The 15,079-nt window shown below is 38.0% G+C and carries 13 protein-coding genes; 10 read left to right on the forward strand and 3 right to left on the reverse strand.

Annotation, left to right across the window (positions count from 1 at the left end):
- Positions 1-5 precede the first annotated feature (5 nt).
- From AC3ANL_RS12300 to AC3ANL_RS12340, 9 genes are all read left to right on the forward strand, one after another.
- Positions 6-1,166: an acyl-CoA dehydrogenase family protein gene (locus tag AC3ANL_RS12300; RefSeq protein WP_488329487.1), complete on the forward strand. Its 1,161-nt coding sequence runs from the start codon at positions 6-8 to the stop codon at positions 1,164-1,166.
- A 48-nt stretch (positions 1,167-1,214) separates the two neighbouring features.
- The gene (locus AC3ANL_RS12305; RefSeq protein WP_488329488.1) at positions 1,215-2,651 is read left to right on the forward strand and encodes an MmgE/PrpD family protein; all 1,437 of its coding nucleotides are present in this window, start codon (positions 1,215-1,217) and stop codon (positions 2,649-2,651) included.
- Between the two features lie 243 nt (positions 2,652-2,894).
- Positions 2,895-3,776: an alpha/beta fold hydrolase gene (locus tag AC3ANL_RS12310; RefSeq protein ID WP_488329489.1), complete on the forward strand. Its 882-nt coding sequence runs from the start codon at positions 2,895-2,897 to the stop codon at positions 3,774-3,776.
- Between the two features lie 32 nt (positions 3,777-3,808).
- Positions 3,809-4,978, forward strand: coding sequence for an acyl-CoA dehydrogenase family protein (locus AC3ANL_RS12315; RefSeq protein ID WP_488329490.1), 1,170 nt, complete (start codon positions 3,809-3,811; stop codon positions 4,976-4,978).
- Between the two features lie 143 nt (positions 4,979-5,121).
- Complete coding sequence (locus AC3ANL_RS12320) at positions 5,122-6,120, forward strand: VOC family protein (RefSeq protein ID WP_488329491.1); 999 nt, start codon at positions 5,122-5,124, stop codon at positions 6,118-6,120.
- 64 nt (positions 6,121-6,184) lie between these two features.
- The gene (locus tag AC3ANL_RS12325) at positions 6,185-6,664 is read left to right on the forward strand and encodes a flavin reductase family protein (protein ID WP_488329492.1); all 480 of its coding nucleotides are present in this window, start codon (positions 6,185-6,187) and stop codon (positions 6,662-6,664) included.
- A gap of 175 nt (positions 6,665-6,839) precedes the next feature.
- Complete coding sequence (locus AC3ANL_RS12330) at positions 6,840-7,841, forward strand: fumarylacetoacetate hydrolase family protein (protein ID WP_488329493.1); 1,002 nt, start codon at positions 6,840-6,842, stop codon at positions 7,839-7,841.
- Positions 7,842-7,884: 43 nt separating this feature from the next.
- Positions 7,885-8,730: an FAD synthetase family protein gene (locus AC3ANL_RS12335; RefSeq protein ID WP_488329494.1), complete on the forward strand. Its 846-nt coding sequence runs from the start codon at positions 7,885-7,887 to the stop codon at positions 8,728-8,730.
- 602 nt (positions 8,731-9,332) lie between these two features.
- Positions 9,333-10,604, forward strand: coding sequence for an MFS transporter (locus AC3ANL_RS12340; protein WP_488329495.1), 1,272 nt, complete (start codon positions 9,333-9,335; stop codon positions 10,602-10,604).
- Positions 10,605-10,831: 227 nt separating this feature from the next.
- Here the strand turns inward: AC3ANL_RS12340 and AC3ANL_RS12345 are convergent, their stop codons facing one another.
- The gene (locus AC3ANL_RS12345; RefSeq protein WP_488329715.1) at positions 10,832-11,722 is read right to left on the reverse strand and encodes a LysR family transcriptional regulator; all 891 of its coding nucleotides are present in this window, start codon (positions 11,720-11,722) and stop codon (positions 10,832-10,834) included.
- A gap of 263 nt (positions 11,723-11,985) precedes the next feature.
- Between AC3ANL_RS12345 and AC3ANL_RS12350 the strand changes: the two genes are divergently transcribed.
- Complete coding sequence (locus AC3ANL_RS12350; RefSeq protein ID WP_488329496.1) at positions 11,986-12,774, forward strand: IclR family transcriptional regulator; 789 nt, start codon at positions 11,986-11,988, stop codon at positions 12,772-12,774.
- 90 nt (positions 12,775-12,864) lie between these two features.
- Here AC3ANL_RS12350 and AC3ANL_RS12355 read toward each other — a convergent pair whose 3' ends face one another.
- Positions 12,865-14,061 (reverse strand): acyl-CoA dehydrogenase family protein, encoded by a 1,197-nt coding sequence (locus AC3ANL_RS12355; protein WP_488329497.1) that lies wholly within the window; start codon positions 14,059-14,061, stop codon positions 12,865-12,867.
- 148 nt (positions 14,062-14,209) lie between these two features.
- Positions 14,210-14,974 carry an IclR family transcriptional regulator gene (locus AC3ANL_RS12360; protein ID WP_488329498.1) on the reverse strand — a complete coding sequence of 255 codons (765 nt, stop codon included), beginning with the start codon at positions 14,972-14,974 and terminating at the stop codon, positions 14,210-14,212.
- Positions 14,975-15,079: the final 105 nt, after the last annotated feature.

Consider the following 15,079-nt stretch of genomic DNA (forward strand, 5'->3'; position numbering starts at 1 on the left):
AAAGAATGGATTTTGAATACAGCGAATTACAAGAAGATATTAGACACGGGGTTGGAGAGATATGTGCTAGGTATGATGAAGAATATTGGAGAAAATGTGATGCTGCAGGAGTTTACCCGGAAGAATTTGTTGATGCCATGGTTAAAGCAGGCTGGTTATCTGCACTTATTCCTGAAGAATATGGTGGTGCAGGTCTAGGTTTATCTGAAGCCGCGATCATTTTGGAAGAAGTGAACCGCTCTGGCGGTGCAGGTACTGCTTGTCATGCTCAAATGTACACGATGGGTGCTTTATTAAGACACGGCAGTGAAGAACAGAAGAGAAAATATCTGCCACAGATTGCAAATGGATCATTAAGATTACAATCAATGGGTGTGACAGAACCAGATGCTGGCTCAGATACGACCAAAATTAAGACATTTGCTGAGAAAAAAGGCGATCGCTATATCATTAATGGCCAGAAAATTTTCACATCCCGCTATCAGCATTCAGATATGATCTTACTATTAACAAGAACGACACCACTTGACAAGGTTGACAAGAAGACGAAGGGATTGAGCTTATTTTTAATCGATACCCGAAATATTGGCGATGCGATTGTCGCAACTCCAATTGAAACGATGGTTCACCACGAAACAAATGTACTCTATATTAATGATCTGGAAGTGCCGGCAGATGCTTTAGTTGGTGAAGAAGGAAATGGATTGTATTGTATTCTGGATGGTCTGAACGCTGAGCGGATTTTAGCCTCTGCCCAAGCGGTAGGAGATGGAAAATACTTTGTTGAGAAGGCTGCCCGTTATGCCAAAGAGCGGATTGTCTTTGACCGTCCAATTGGTCAAAATCAGGGGATTCAATTCCCAATTGCTAAAGCCTATACCAATGTTATGGCTGGTGAAGTCATGATGCATAAAGCAGCTGCAAAGTTTGATAAGGGGCTTCATTGTGGTGCTGAGGCTAATATGGCTAAGTATCTTTGTACTGAAGCTGCTTGGGAAGCGGGTGAAGCAGCGATGACTACCTTTGGAGGCTATTCTGTTGCAAAAGAATATCATATTGAAAGAAAATGGAAGGAATCTCGTTTAGCTAGAAATGCTCCTGTTTCTAACAATTTAATTTTAAGTTATGTTGGCCAGCACGTATTAAAAATGCCAAGATCCTTTTAATAGAGTGAAAAAGAAGCAAATGAACTAGGTAAAGGTGGAAAAGGAAAAATGTCGAATAAACTGATGGATAAAATAACTCAATTTATTACGAAAACAAAATATAGTCAGTTGCCACCTGATTTAGTGAAACTCGCTAAATTAGCAACCCTTGATACAGTCGGCGTCAGTCTAGCTGGTTGGAAAGAGCCTGCAGTTGAAACCGTGAAGAAAGTATATTCAACAGAAACCAATGATCCAAATGGCTCCTCCCTTTGGGGGGAGACATTTAAGACCAATGTAGAAAATGCCGCCATTATTAATGGTACCGCGTCGCATGTTCTTGATTTTGATGATGCCGCTCCAAGTGTGATCATTCATCCAAGTGCTCCTATCCTCGCTGCCGTTATTCCACTTTCTGAAAAAATAAGAAGCTCTGGTAAAGAGGTAATAACTGCCTATGCGATTGGGACAGAAGTCATGATTCGGCTGGGTCAGTTAGTGGATTTAAAACATTATCAACTTGGCTGGCACTCCACCGCTACATTAGGAACGATAGGAGCCGCTGCCGCTTGTAGTTATCTTTACGGTTTAAATGAGGAAGAATGTTCGAATGCCATTGCTATTTCTGCTTCAATGTCAGGTGGTCTGCAGAAAAATTTTGGTACGATGACAAAGTCTTTTCACGTTGGTTTGGCAGCATCACAAGGTATTCAGGCTGTTACTCTGGCTAAACATGGGTTCACCGGTAATCGTGAAATATTTGAGTCAAGAGGCTTTTTGCATGCTTTTACTGGCGGAGAGAACACTGACAGTTTGAAAGAACTAGTCGAAACGATTCGTTTTGGAGAGCCGTACGATCTATTGGAGACAGGGATTGCCGTGAAAAAGTTTCCATGTTGTTATGCTACACACCGATTTATTCATGGAGTGCTGGCGATTTCAACTGAACATAATATTCATCTGGGAGATGTGGAGGAAATCTCTTTAACAGCACCTCCAGGAGGATTATTGCCACTCGTTCATTCACGGCCGGTAACAGGATTACAAGGAAAATTTAGTGCAGAATATACAGCACTAGCAGCAGTCGCTGATGGCTTTATCAAACTGAGCAGTTTTAAAAATCAGCAAGTAATTCGGCCTGAAATCCAAAAAATGCTTCCACTCATTAAGGTTTCAGAGATGGAAGGAGAAACTAAAACAGGTCAAGAAATTGAAAATTTGCCAGTCGAAATACAAATAAAAACAACGAGTGGGAAAATAATCGGGAAACAGGTATGGCATGCACCTGGTACAAAAGCCAATCCATTAAGCGATGTAGAGCATCGCGAAAAATGGGTAGATTGTCTAGCTAATTATGCCAAAGTGGTTGAGATACCAAATGATAGACTTCAATCGAAGGCAGTTCATGCACTCTATGATGCTGGGTTAGAGATAGATTCATATGAGTATTTTGGTCAATGGATAGCCGAGATTCAACAGCACTTCAATTGTACTTCTAAGGTGTAAAAAATTAAGCTTTTTGTTAAATGGATATGCATTCACAAATATTCTTTCAATAGCCAAAAAAGGGACCTTACACAATTACTTATTTCCTGGGTCCTTTTTTATTACTAGCATAATAAACGTAGTAATAATGAAATCCAATAAACTTTATGGTCTTTCTGCAAGTTTTCCGTAAAAAATAATATTAAAATTCAGAATATTTAAAAGTATTATATAATTACAAAGCAAAAAGAGGAGGCTTAATTAATGATAAAACTAAGTGATGATTTTTATGATGGCTGGGTGCTAGCAAATGGGGTTAAGACCCATTATTCATGGGCTGGAACAGAAGGTCCTGCTGTGATTATGCTCCATGGAGCAGGACCTGGTGCTTCAGGTGCTGCAGGATGGCGCTATATGCTGCCAGCATTGGAAGAAGCTGGATTCCGGGCATTTGCTCCTGATCAGATATCGATGGGATATACGGATACACGTCCACATGCCTGGCCTACTAGAGGCCACCAGAGCTTAGTCGATCACATAAAAGATTTCATGGACGCACTCTGTTTGGACGAAGCATACTTGATTGGAAATTCACAAGGGGCTTACCTTGCAGCAAAATTGGCCATCGATCATCCAGATCGAGTAAAGAAAGTGATTTTAATTGGAAGTAATACCATTTATCAAGCGATGCAGCCTGAGCCGGATCCGAGTAGAACGAAATCATTTTTAGAGGTAATCGGCTACGATTATACCGAAGAAGCGATGAGAAGATTTCTTACTTCTAATAGTTACCTAAGAAACTCGGCTGCCGTATCAGAAGAATTAATCCAATACCGCCATCAAGCAACCACTCGAGAAGGGTACAAGGAATCCAACCAGGCATTTGATAAATATCTAAAGCAGATGAATAACGATCTTAAGCTATGGGATCGCTATTGCATTAAGGATTCACTGCCGAATTTAAAAGTACCTACAAAGTTTCTATGGGGAAAAGATGATACATTAGCGCCGATTGAAAGGGCTTACAATCTAGAAGAAATGCTACCTAATATTGAATTTACCTATATAGAAGATTGTGGACACCAATGCCAAACAGATCAACCAGAGTTTGTTAATCAATTTACGATTGACTTTTTCAAGAAATAGGCAAAGTTAAATTTTTGGAAAGGTATGATGACATGTTAGATGTAGTTAAGAAAAATGATTTATATGAAGAAATTATAATGAAAGCAAGAAAGATTGGGAAAATTGCCGAAGCAGAGGCATTACTGGCTGATAAAAATGCAACGGTCTCAGCGAATGTGGTCAATGTGATGAGAGAAGAACAAATTCACCGGTTACTCCTTCCAAAGGAATATAGCTATCCCCAAATCGACTGGACGACATATGTCGATTTCGTAAGAACTGTCGGTAATTATAATTTATCTAGTGCATGGCTTGCTTATTTTTTTAGCTTGCATAATGCTTGGGTTTCTTATCTTCCAAAACCATTACGTGATGAAGTGGTTTCCCAAGGCGGTCTTGTTGCCGATGTATTTGCACCGGTTGGGAAAGTGGAAGAAGTCGATGGCGGTTATTTAATCTCTGGTAAATACAAATTTGTAAGCGGTATCTCCTATAGTGACTGGGTTGGAGTCGGTGCCTTTATGCAATTTGACGACTCCGACAAACAGGAACGTGTGGGGATTTGTCTAAAGGTTTCCGATTGTACGATTATCAAAGACTGGGATTCGATGGGATTGCGCGGTTCAGGCAGCCATACGCTGATTGTTGATAACGTTTTTGTTAAACGAGAAGCGATTTTACGATTCCATAAAATCGCAACATGCAGCCAGCCGCCTGAAGCAGACTATGATTCAAATTATTTATACTATGACACTCCTTTCTATCCAGGATTCTATGTTGGTTTTGCAGCAATGGCTATTGGCGGCGCAGAACGCGTAATAGAAGAGTTTAAGAAACACACTGCCGGTCGGATTCGTTTTACAGGAGTAAAAGAAAAAGAGTCTCCTACAAGCCAACGGGTTCTTGCTGAGTTAAGTTTGGAAATGGATCATGCCAGATTAATGATGAAAGAGTATATTGCCATGATGGAAAATGACCAAGGCGGTCCTTATGAAGGTGCTAAATATAAGGCGATGAGAGCATCCATAATCGATAAGTGTGTTCATATTGGGGTGAAATGCTTATTAACCCTTGGCGGCCATGCTCTTTTAAAAGGGCATCCTGTTGAAATGTTCACTCGTGATTTAATCGCTGTTGGTACACATATTACTTCATTATATGAAGATGGAATTGACGGGTATGGCAGACATTTATTTGGATTTGAAACAAATATCCAAGGATAATCTTGATGACCATTTTTGGTAGGATAAATATGTTTTATAAAAAAAGGCTGTGTAAAGACATGGTTGATTCTGTATCGATGCTGATTGGAGCGCAAATCAACAGTCAGTTTAACACAGCCTAAAAAAAGAGGTGTGATAGGGTTATGGAAAAATTTATATATGCGCCTGAAATAGCAAAATTAGGGCATGTTGCATTGATATCAGAAGATTTGGAAAAATCTCTTTGGTTTTTCAAAGATGTGATCGGCCTAGAAGAAACTCGTGAAATCGGTGGAACCCACTATTTACGTGCATGGGGGGATTTTGAACATCATACCCTCTCCATCACAGCAGGAGAAACTTCTTATGTAGACCATATTGCATTTAAAACAAAAAGAAGAGAGGATTTAGGCCATTTTGCTCAATTACTACAAGATGCCGGTACAGAGGTAAACTGGATTACTGCTGGCGAGGAAGTTGGCCAAGGGGAAGCGATTCGTTTCCAATTACCTAGTGGCCATCAGTTAGAATTATATTTCGATATGGAGAAACCTGGAATTGAAAAAAGTCGGAAGGCCACTCTTAAAAACCAGCCATATAAAGCCTGGAGAAAAGGATTGTCTCCGCGCCGAATCGACCATGTTAACCTCTTAACCAATATGGATAATCAATTAATTACGAATTATCTGCATGAAAAGCTTGGATTTAAACTGCGGGAATATCTTCTAGATCCAGATAACAAACAAGTGGCCGGTTGGATGAGCGTAACGCCTCTTGTTCATGATATTGCAGTCATGTCTAACCCAAAAGCTGCTTCTTCCGCGGAGTTACATCATATGGCCTATTGGTTGGATAATGCCCAAGATATCCTACGTGCTGCGGATATTTTATGTGAACATGAAATTGAATTCATTGGTCCTGGAAAACACGGGATTTCCCAAGCGATGTTTATCTATGTTTTGGATCCGGGAAGTGGCATGAGAGTGGAAGTATTCTCGAATGGCTATTTGATTTTCGAACCTGATTGGGAACCGGTTAGTTGGAGTTGGGATGAATATATGAAATACGGATCCACTTATTGGGGAGATAGAACTAGAAACAGAGAAAATGAACGCACCCTTAGAGTTGGTGCAGTAGAACTAGATACAGGAGTAAGAAATTAAGGGTTGAAAAATAAGGGAGTCAACTATTGAGGCATAAGTAGAATAGTAGATTGGGGGTTTTAAAATGGATGATCGTCAATTTCGAACTGCTATGGGGAAATTTGCTACCGGAGTTACCGTAATTGCCACAGAAGTTAAGGGTGATGTACATGGCATGACTGCCAATGCTTTCATGTCAGTATCTCTAAGCCCAAAGCTGGTTGTTATCTCGATTGGTGAGAATGCTAAAATTCTAGAGAAAATTAAACAAAGCCAATCATTTTCAGTGAATATTCTAGCAGCGGACCAGCAGGAGCTTTCGATGATTTTCGCTGGACAAATAAAAGAGCCTCGTGAAGTAGTATTCGACAGTCTCGACGGAAAGCCGGTTTTATATGGTGCTGTGGCCCAGATTGCCTGTGAAGTTTCTGCCGAACATATTGAAGGTGACCATACATTATTTATCGGCCGTGTTATGGATATTCATTTGGAGGATGCTGAGCCTCTCATTTTTTACAGCGGACGTTATCGTGCTTTAACTGAAGAAAAGGCTGTTGTACGATAAAATGGTGCAAGGTTTGTTGATAGAAAAATTATATTTACAAGTAAAGTGAACGTAACTGCCCGCAAGACTTGCTGAAAAGTAAATAACACTCGTTTAAAAGATGGAGACTCCTTGTATGAAAGTGTAAGGAGTCTTTCTTATAACAATTTATTTTGCATTGAAAGGAGTCAAAAAGATGGGGATAAAAGTCGTAAGATTTGAAAGAGAACAAAAAGAGCAATGGGGGGTTGTGTCAGGTGATCGGATTCTCGTACTAAGAGATTCATATAACACGTTGGCTGATTTTTTGAAAAATGGAAAAGAAGAAGCTGAAAGGTTGAATGCAGCTGGTGATGCTGAAACGATTCCCTTAAATAGTGTGAATATCTTAAGTCCGGTCACAAAACCGGCAAGAATTATTTGTCAGGGTGTAAATTATTCTACTCATCGCACCGAGACTGGGGTGGAAGCAGCAAAACCGCCATTTAACATGATATTTAGTAAAGCGGATAGTTCTCTGTGCGGAGCCAATAGTGAAATTATTCGTCCAGAACACGTTAAACTGTTGGATTATGAAATTGAACTTGGACTCGTAATCGGAGCGGATATCTCAGAACCTGCAGAATTAACGGATGATAATCTCCATCAATATATTGCTGGACTTGTGATTGTCAATGATGTTTCAGCAAGGGATGTTCAACTTCCTCAAGGACAATGGTTAAAAGGAAAAAGCTATCGGACATTTTGTCCCACCGGCCCGTTTCTGTACCTGCTTGACAAAGAAGAGCTGCCACTTATTCACGACTTGCAGCTAGATCTTTGGGTCAATGAAGAACGGAGGCAATCGGCAAACTCCAGCCAGCTGCTTTATAAACCTGCCGAAACAATATCCGAGCTTTCAGAAGCTTTTGATTTATCTATTGGGGATTTAATTGTTACTGGTACTGGCGGAGGTGTAGCTTTGAACCTAACACCAGAGGTGAATGCCATGCTTTCAAATTTGTCAGTCCCTTATCAGCAAAAGCTGGAAACGCTGGTGGCAAAGCAACTGGAGGGTAACAAATACCTCAAGGATGGCGATATTATCCGCTGCCAAATAAAAAGTGCAAATGGCGTTATTGATCTTGGCAAGCAAAAAAATAAAGTGGTGAATAGCCAGGAAAAAAACGTAAAAGCCAAGTTAAATAGTTATGTATAATGAAGAACATCATTTACATATGAATGGGTGGAAAGGGGAAGCAATGGAAACAATCTACTTAAACAGAGACAATTTGATGGATTGGCAGCATAAAGCAAAACCAAGTGTAGTGGCTTTAGGTTTTTTTGACGGGATTCACTTAGGACATAGGGAAGTAATTAAAACGGCTGCACAAATTGCCAAAAGGAGAAAGCTCCCTCTTTCCGTAATGAGTTTCTTTCCACATCCAAAAACCGTTATTTCTAATGGGAAAAAACAGGTATCTTATTTAATACCGCTTTCTAAAAAAGAAGAAAGATTTCGTGATCTAGGAGTAGATACATTTTATCTTGTTGAATTTGAAAAACAATTTTCTTCTCTTCTTCCTGTTGAATTTATCTCCCAATATTTATTAAATCTTGGTGTTGTCCATGTAGTGGCTGGTTTTGATTTTTCATACGGCTATATGGGGAAGGGTCATATTGATCGGTTAAAAAGCGATTCTAATGGGAGAATTGGTGTAACGAAAGTTGAAAAAATGGAGTATAAAGGAGAAAAAATTAGTTCTACTTGTATTCGGGAAAGACTGCTAAGTGGGAATATAGAGGAATTACCATTTCTACTAGGCACTCCATATGAACTGGAAGGTGATTGGGATGGGGAGAGATTAACGATCCAACCCTATTACACCCTCCCAGCACCAGGTTCATACGTTGTCACACTGAAACACAAAAGGAGTTCTATCCAAACAGAAGTAACTATTTTAGAAGAGGGTGATAGCCGATTTGTAAGATTAACAAGAAGAATTCCGAAACAGATGGCAGGGAATCTTTCCATCGTTTGGCATCATCGTCTTCAAGAAGCTGGTTTATATGAAATGGCCGTCAGTTCTGGCGGATATCGGACCTAGGGTGCCGGAGTTACGTTTCTAATGGCTCTTTTGTTAACACGGAAAGTGCAAAGACTGACCTGGATGCACACAATAATGATCGATTGATTGATTATTAAAAACTAGTCTCCATTTCCAATTGGAGACTAGTGTGTCTTTTTTATATTCCAAAGGGAGGAACGCGCCTTGAAAAGCACCATCAATTGAACGTCGCAACAGTTCTATCAATATTTATAGTTTTTAACTATTAACACGATAGATAACTTTGTATTGTCGACTAGTAAATAGAAGATTAGAATATGAATATGCGGAATATTCCGAATACTAAAAGCGTAAAACTACTTTCAAATGAAATGGGATCAATTCGCAGGTGAATAGTATTTTTTAGATTAGGATCAGTTTCTACTCTAAAAATGTAAGGGCTTACCTTGCTGAAAAAATAGGAAAGTGTGGTGAGATAGTGAAACGGGTCCAACAATTGAAATATAATCTTCAGCAGTTGGTAACCTTTGATGGAGCTCCAAAGATTGCAAATGGTCCACCTGGTAATTCGAATTGATTCAATGGAAACGGTTAATTTAATTAGAGGAAATTTAAGTTATATATAATAGGGGAGGGTTTTTATGCGTTGGTTAGTATTAGGAATGATTTTTATTCTTTATTTAATAAACTATGCCGATAAAGCAATACTAGGGTTAGCCGCGGAACCAATAATGAAAGAATTGCATTTAAATTTTGAGCAATTCGGAGCAGTTGGCAGCAGTTTTTATTTTACTTACGCGATAGGCAGTATTCTATTAGCTAGCTTGACCTATCGATTTAAAACAAAGTTTTTACTTATTGTGATCGCATTGGGCTGGACTGTTTCTTTAGTATCCGCCTATTTTGTTCATAGTGTTACCGGTCTAATCATTATTCGTGTCATGCTGGGATTCTTTGAGGGAGGTACTTATGGGCTTGCCATCACACATCTGGCTAAATGGTTTGCCGCAGGAACACGTGGTACTGTCTATGCGATCATGGGGTCCGGTGTCATCTTTGGCTCATATTTAACTGCTCCCGTTTTAGTTCCGTTCATCCTATCTAATGGATGGCGGCATTCATTTGCCCTACTTGGCGTCCTTAGCTTAATTTGGGGCATTGTCTTCTTATTTTTCAGAGAACAACCTAAGAAACCGGTGGAGATTAATTCTTCTTCAACAGAAGCCAAATCTGACGTTCGATTTAAGGACATTGGAAAAATTATTTTCACTCCATTCGTGCTTTCTCTTTTCTTTGCAAGCTTCATTTCGATGTGGATTAACGCCTGGGTAGCAGTTTGGGCGCCGACTTACTTGACAAAGATAGTCGGGCTCGAGCCAAAAGTGATGGGCCTAGTATTTGCCGGAATTGGGATTACGGCTGCGATTATTTCTATAATTGTCGGAAAGGTAACAGACAGTTCCTTTAAAAAGACAAATAACTTAAATAAATCATATGTGAGAAGTATCGTAACTGCTTTAGCTATTGGCGCTATTGGTTATGGGCTCACAGCGATGGTACATGCTCCAGTTCTGGCAATTATATTTCTGACAATCGGATTATCGATGAATAATTGTATTGTTCCGTTTCTCTCTAGTATTTACACTTCTATTGCACCCCACAAATTGGTTGGTACAATATCAGGAATTGCTCTTGCAATCAGTAGTATAGCAGGGATCATCTCCCCAATTTTTACTGGGTATTTGGTTGGTATTGCTGGGGAAAACCTTCGTGCTGGCTTTAATAATGGTGTATTGGCAGTAGTTGTTTTATATGTTGTGGGCGCCATCCTCTTAGTACTAGCGGTCATGCGGAAGAAAAAAAATGAGGGAAATGTTGCACAACTTGTAAATGAAGAACCAATAAGAAGTTAAGTTTCGTCAGTTTACTTTTCAAATCTTTAAATAAAATGAAGCGTCAAAAAGAGGAAGTCTCGATGAAGACTTCCTCTTTTTAGTTGTGTTCGTACATGAAATCACTCTAATTCTATCAGAAGAACCTATTATATTATGTCTCTCATTTTAGTATAAATTATTGAAAAATTTTAATCATAAATAATTTAAAAGATTCAAATAAAAAGACGAAAGCAGGTCAACCTCGCTTACGTCTTTTTATTATCTGTTTTGTAATTTTCAATCATATGTTTGATAAAAGTGTCCATCGTGGTATCCATAAAAGCATTTTTACGATAGACAATGCCAACCTGTTTTTGTGGGATTGGGTCAGCGATTGGTATTTGTTTGATTGCAGGGTCGTTTATACTTGCCAGATATGATTTTGGAAAAATACTAGCTACTTTATTCATTCGTACCATTTGGAGTAATGAATCCACGGAGGTAAGCTCGATTTTTGGGTGTAAAGAGAATCCTGTATTTTGGCATGTTTGATCAATAAATTGCCGGATTATATATTTTTTTGGCAAAAAAACGAATTGTATTGCCTGTAGTTCTTCTAAATTTATCATTGATCGCTCAGACAGTTCATGGTCATGCGGAACAACGAGATAAAATTCTTCGGTGAATAGCGGAATACTTTCAAGTTGCTCGTTATGTACATTTAAAAATATGACGCCAATGTCCAACTGATTATGCAAAAGCCCCTCAATCGTTTCTTCTGTAGTAAGTTCTAAGATAGATAGCTCTATTTCGGGGTATTTACTATTAAAAGAAATGACTGCAGAAGTTAATAAATGGCTACCCGAACATCCAATCGTTAATTTCCCGCGCTGAAGACCTTTAATTTCTTTAAGTCTTATGATGGCTTGATCCAATTCAAAGAAAATTCGCTCACAGTGTTCCAATAGGCAGTTTCCTGCTTGTGTGATGAAAACTTTTTTCCCTGATCTCTCAAAAAGAGGGGTGCCAAGTCGATCCTCTAAAAGTTTAATCTGTTGGCTCAGGGTAGGCTGACTAATTCTTAATTTTTCTGCAGCTTTTGTAAAATGTAAGCTTTCACATACCGCCATAAAATATTCTAGAAGTCGAAGCTCCATCAATTCACCTCTTTATTATAGATACCATCCATTAAATTATTGATAATATTATAGTTTTGTACGTTATAGAATAATCCTAGTTTACAATACTATAACAGAATTCGAACGTCTTTTAAAACCTGGAATACCGTTTTTTATTATATTAATTGTTGACTTGATTCAATTTGAAAACAAGTAATAGATGGGCTATACTTAACCTAAAATATTGAAAAACTCTATATATTCAAATATTATCATGCATAATTCGGTGAGAGGGATGTTTTATGGAAAAGGATCCGTATTTATTACAAACTTTATCCAATGGAATTGATGTTATCTATGCATTTGAAGATCAGGATTATCCATTATCGGCACAAGAAATTGGAGAAAAGATTCATTTGAATCGTACTACTTTATTTCGTCTTTTATATACACTAAGACATAAAGGAATACTAGACTTAGATGAAGAAACAGGAAAATATCGCCTTGGATTAAAGTTGGTTCAACTTTCTGCATTGGTATTACAAAGAATAGGAATTAAAGATATTGTAAGGCCTTATTTGGAAGAATTAAGGGATAAGTTGAATGAAAATATCCTTCTTAGTGTTTTAGGAGAACATTCTACCATTATTATTGACAAATTTGAAGCGAAGGAAACGATGTTTTCGGCAGCATATGTTGGAAAAGTAGTTCCACTTTATTGCACACCATCGGGTAAAGTGTTCCTTAGTTTTCAAAATGAAAATTATATCAATCGTTATTTTAAAATGGTTCCTCTAAAAAAGTTGACGGATCATACAATTACTGATAAGGAAGAATTAATAAAACACCTTCAACTTACAAGAGAACGTGGGTATGGTTTCGATGATGAAGAAGCAGAGGAAGGACTAGTGGGCTTCGCTGCACCTATATTAGATGCAAATGGTTCAATTATTGCATCTGTCAGTGTCGGTGGCCCTCGAAGTAGAATCTTTAGGAAAAAAGAAGAAATTCTAAAAGAATTATTGAGTACCAATGAGAAGATATCCAAAAACTTGTATTTCAATGCTGGAGTCTCATCTAAATTATTTTAAAGATGAATCAATTTTTAGGCTGTCTCGATGGGAAGATCCCAATGAGACAGCCTATTTTGGTTTTATTCCACTAATTGTATTTTGGATTTGTTAAATGAGAGCATCAGCGTGTAGATCTATTCCGCTTAGTAAGCGTCCGTAATTTTCTTTAAAGCTTGTAGGTGAAATAGATCTGTGTACATACATGGTTGAAAAATCTCTGAAAACTCTTTGGAAAGGGTCTCTATCATATACGTATGAACCACCTGAAGTCTCTAATAAGATATCGATAGCTTCTTTACATTGTTGATTAGCATAACCTATATCGGCAGCACATCTCATTCTTGTTTGGACATCCATAAATTCACCACTTTTTGCCCATTCATCCAAAGAATCAGCAACACGATAAAAATGCATTATGGCCGTGTCTATTTTCAATGACGCTTCACCAACCTGTAAATGAGTTATGGCAGCATCCTTTTGATTTGTTACCCCTAAATTTACTACCTTTCTGTAAGGCAGTTTTTCCAAAAATGTTTCTAAGGCTGATTGCGCGATTCCGAGCCCCGGAAGACCTAATGATAAATGAAGAGCAGGAGCTAAAGCTATATTATAAAGAGGAATATCTCTAAGATGTGCGGATTCAAAATGGCCTTGGGTTGTTTTTGTGAAGGATACGACACGATGATCAGGTACAAAGATATCTTTTGCAATAATACTGTTGCTGCCGGTTCCGCGTAAACCTAATGTATACCAATCATCAATGATCTCCAATTGGTCAAACGGTATCGTAATTAATCCAAGGTCGGTCTCGTTACCATTTTCATCTACCAGTGGCATTCCAAAGTAACCCCATGTGGCATGAAGGGATCCGGAGCAGAACATCCAATGTCCTTCTTTGATGATATAACCATTTTCCACTCGTTCCACAATACATTTTCTAGGTCTAAAAACTCCAGCAAATATAACATCATTCGTTGAGTTAAATATCTCTTGATGAGTTTTTTCGGAAAATGATTCAGAAATCATAAGATCACGAATGTTACAAAGAGATAATATCCATCCGGTAGATGCACATCCACGGGAGATTTCTGTAATAACATCCGCAAAGGTTCGCATGTTCGTTTGAAGCCCGCCATACATTTTTGGACGAAGTAATTTAAAAAGTCCACTATTTTTTAACTCAGTTATGGAATCTTCAGGAATTCTTCGTATTTCATCCGTTACTTTACCTCGCTCACGTAAAAGGGGAACAAACGACCGTGCATTTTCTACAAGTAAATGATTGTTATCAACTGTATTTAACATTAACTCTCCACCTCACAATGTGATTTGACTAACTCATATTTTTGACTACAGTGTTATTTTACTCTACAGTTAACAGAAAAGTCAAACAATTCTATAAAATAAAATCTCCATCATTTCAAATGATGGAGATTCGTTTTATGTAGGAATATTAAGTGAATTTCAGTGATACTTGGCATGCACAGTCTCTAACCTGATTAATTAATTTAGAAAGTGGATAATCCATTATTAATTGTTGTGGCCCAACAGCTGTGATTACTGCTACTATCTGGTTATGTGCATTTCTAATAGGTGCTGATACTGCTAATGCGTTTAGAATGGACTCATTGTCATCGATGGCATAACCTTGCTCTTTTACCTTTTTTAATTCTAGGAGGAACTCTTCGATATTAGTAATAGAAAAGTCCGTATATTTCTTTAAAGGGGAGCAAGATAAAATCTCACGCACTGTTTTTTCATCTAGATCTGCCATAAACACTTTACCAGGTGAACTATAATGAAGGTCTCTTGATCTACCAACTGTAGTGGAGTAGTGAAGAGCAATAAAGCTCTCAGATTTATCAATATATAGTAATTGATCCTCTTCTTTAACAGTAAGGTTTACGGAAAAACCAGTTTTTTGATTTAGATCAACAATAAACGGTCTGGCAATTGGGATAATTTTGGATCGCTCTAATACTATGGCACCATATTCCAACATTTTAATACCAAGGCAATAGGATAAATCTGTTGGATTATAATAAATGAATTTGTAAGATTCTAAAGTACAAAGGAGACGATAGGTGGTTGATTTAGGAATATTGATCATTTTGGAGATTTCATTAATGTTTAAAAACTGTTTACCATATGAAAAACAATTTAATATTTTAATAGCCTTATCGATCGATTTTGTGGGCTTCATGTTGACTTCTCTCATGAAAGTCACCCCTTATTTAGAATTATCTGAATCATTATGTGAATTATACATTAAAAAAAAGCAAAAAGACAAGGATATGTTATTTTTTAGATGTTGAAGGTATGA

The sequence above is a fragment of the Neobacillus sp. DHD-1R genome, from assembly GCF_057747995.1.

Excerpts from the sequence above, each read along its gene's own strand:
- AC3ANL_RS12350 (WP_488329496.1), top strand. The coding sequence starts at position 11,986 with ATGGAAAAGGATCCGTATTTATTACAAACTTTATCCAATGGAATTGAT.
- AC3ANL_RS12330 (WP_488329493.1), top strand. The coding sequence starts at position 6,840 with ATGGGGATAAAAGTCGTAAGATTTGAAAGAGAACAAAAAGAGCAATGG.
- AC3ANL_RS12355 (WP_488329497.1), bottom strand. The coding sequence starts at position 14,061 with ATGTTAAATACAGTTGATAACAATCATTTACTTGTAGAAAATGCACGG.
- AC3ANL_RS12310 (WP_488329489.1), top strand. The coding sequence starts at position 2,895 with ATGATAAAACTAAGTGATGATTTTTATGATGGCTGGGTGCTAGCAAAT.
- AC3ANL_RS12325 (WP_488329492.1), top strand. The coding sequence starts at position 6,185 with ATGGATGATCGTCAATTTCGAACTGCTATGGGGAAATTTGCTACCGGA.
- AC3ANL_RS12320 (WP_488329491.1), top strand. The coding sequence starts at position 5,122 with ATGGAAAAATTTATATATGCGCCTGAAATAGCAAAATTAGGGCATGTT.
- AC3ANL_RS12345 (WP_488329715.1), bottom strand. The coding sequence starts at position 11,722 with ATGGAGCTTCGACTTCTAGAATATTTTATGGCGGTATGTGAAAGCTTA.
- AC3ANL_RS12335 (WP_488329494.1), top strand. The coding sequence starts at position 7,885 with ATGGAAACAATCTACTTAAACAGAGACAATTTGATGGATTGGCAGCAT.
- AC3ANL_RS12360 (WP_488329498.1), bottom strand. The coding sequence starts at position 14,974 with ATGAGAGAAGTCAACATGAAGCCCACAAAATCGATCGATAAGGCTATT.
- AC3ANL_RS12315 (WP_488329490.1), top strand. The coding sequence starts at position 3,809 with ATGTTAGATGTAGTTAAGAAAAATGATTTATATGAAGAAATTATAATG.
- AC3ANL_RS12300 (WP_488329487.1), top strand. The coding sequence starts at position 6 with ATGGATTTTGAATACAGCGAATTACAAGAAGATATTAGACACGGGGTT.
- AC3ANL_RS12340 (WP_488329495.1), top strand. The coding sequence starts at position 9,333 with ATGCGTTGGTTAGTATTAGGAATGATTTTTATTCTTTATTTAATAAAC.
- AC3ANL_RS12305 (WP_488329488.1), top strand. The coding sequence starts at position 1,215 with ATGTCGAATAAACTGATGGATAAAATAACTCAATTTATTACGAAAACA.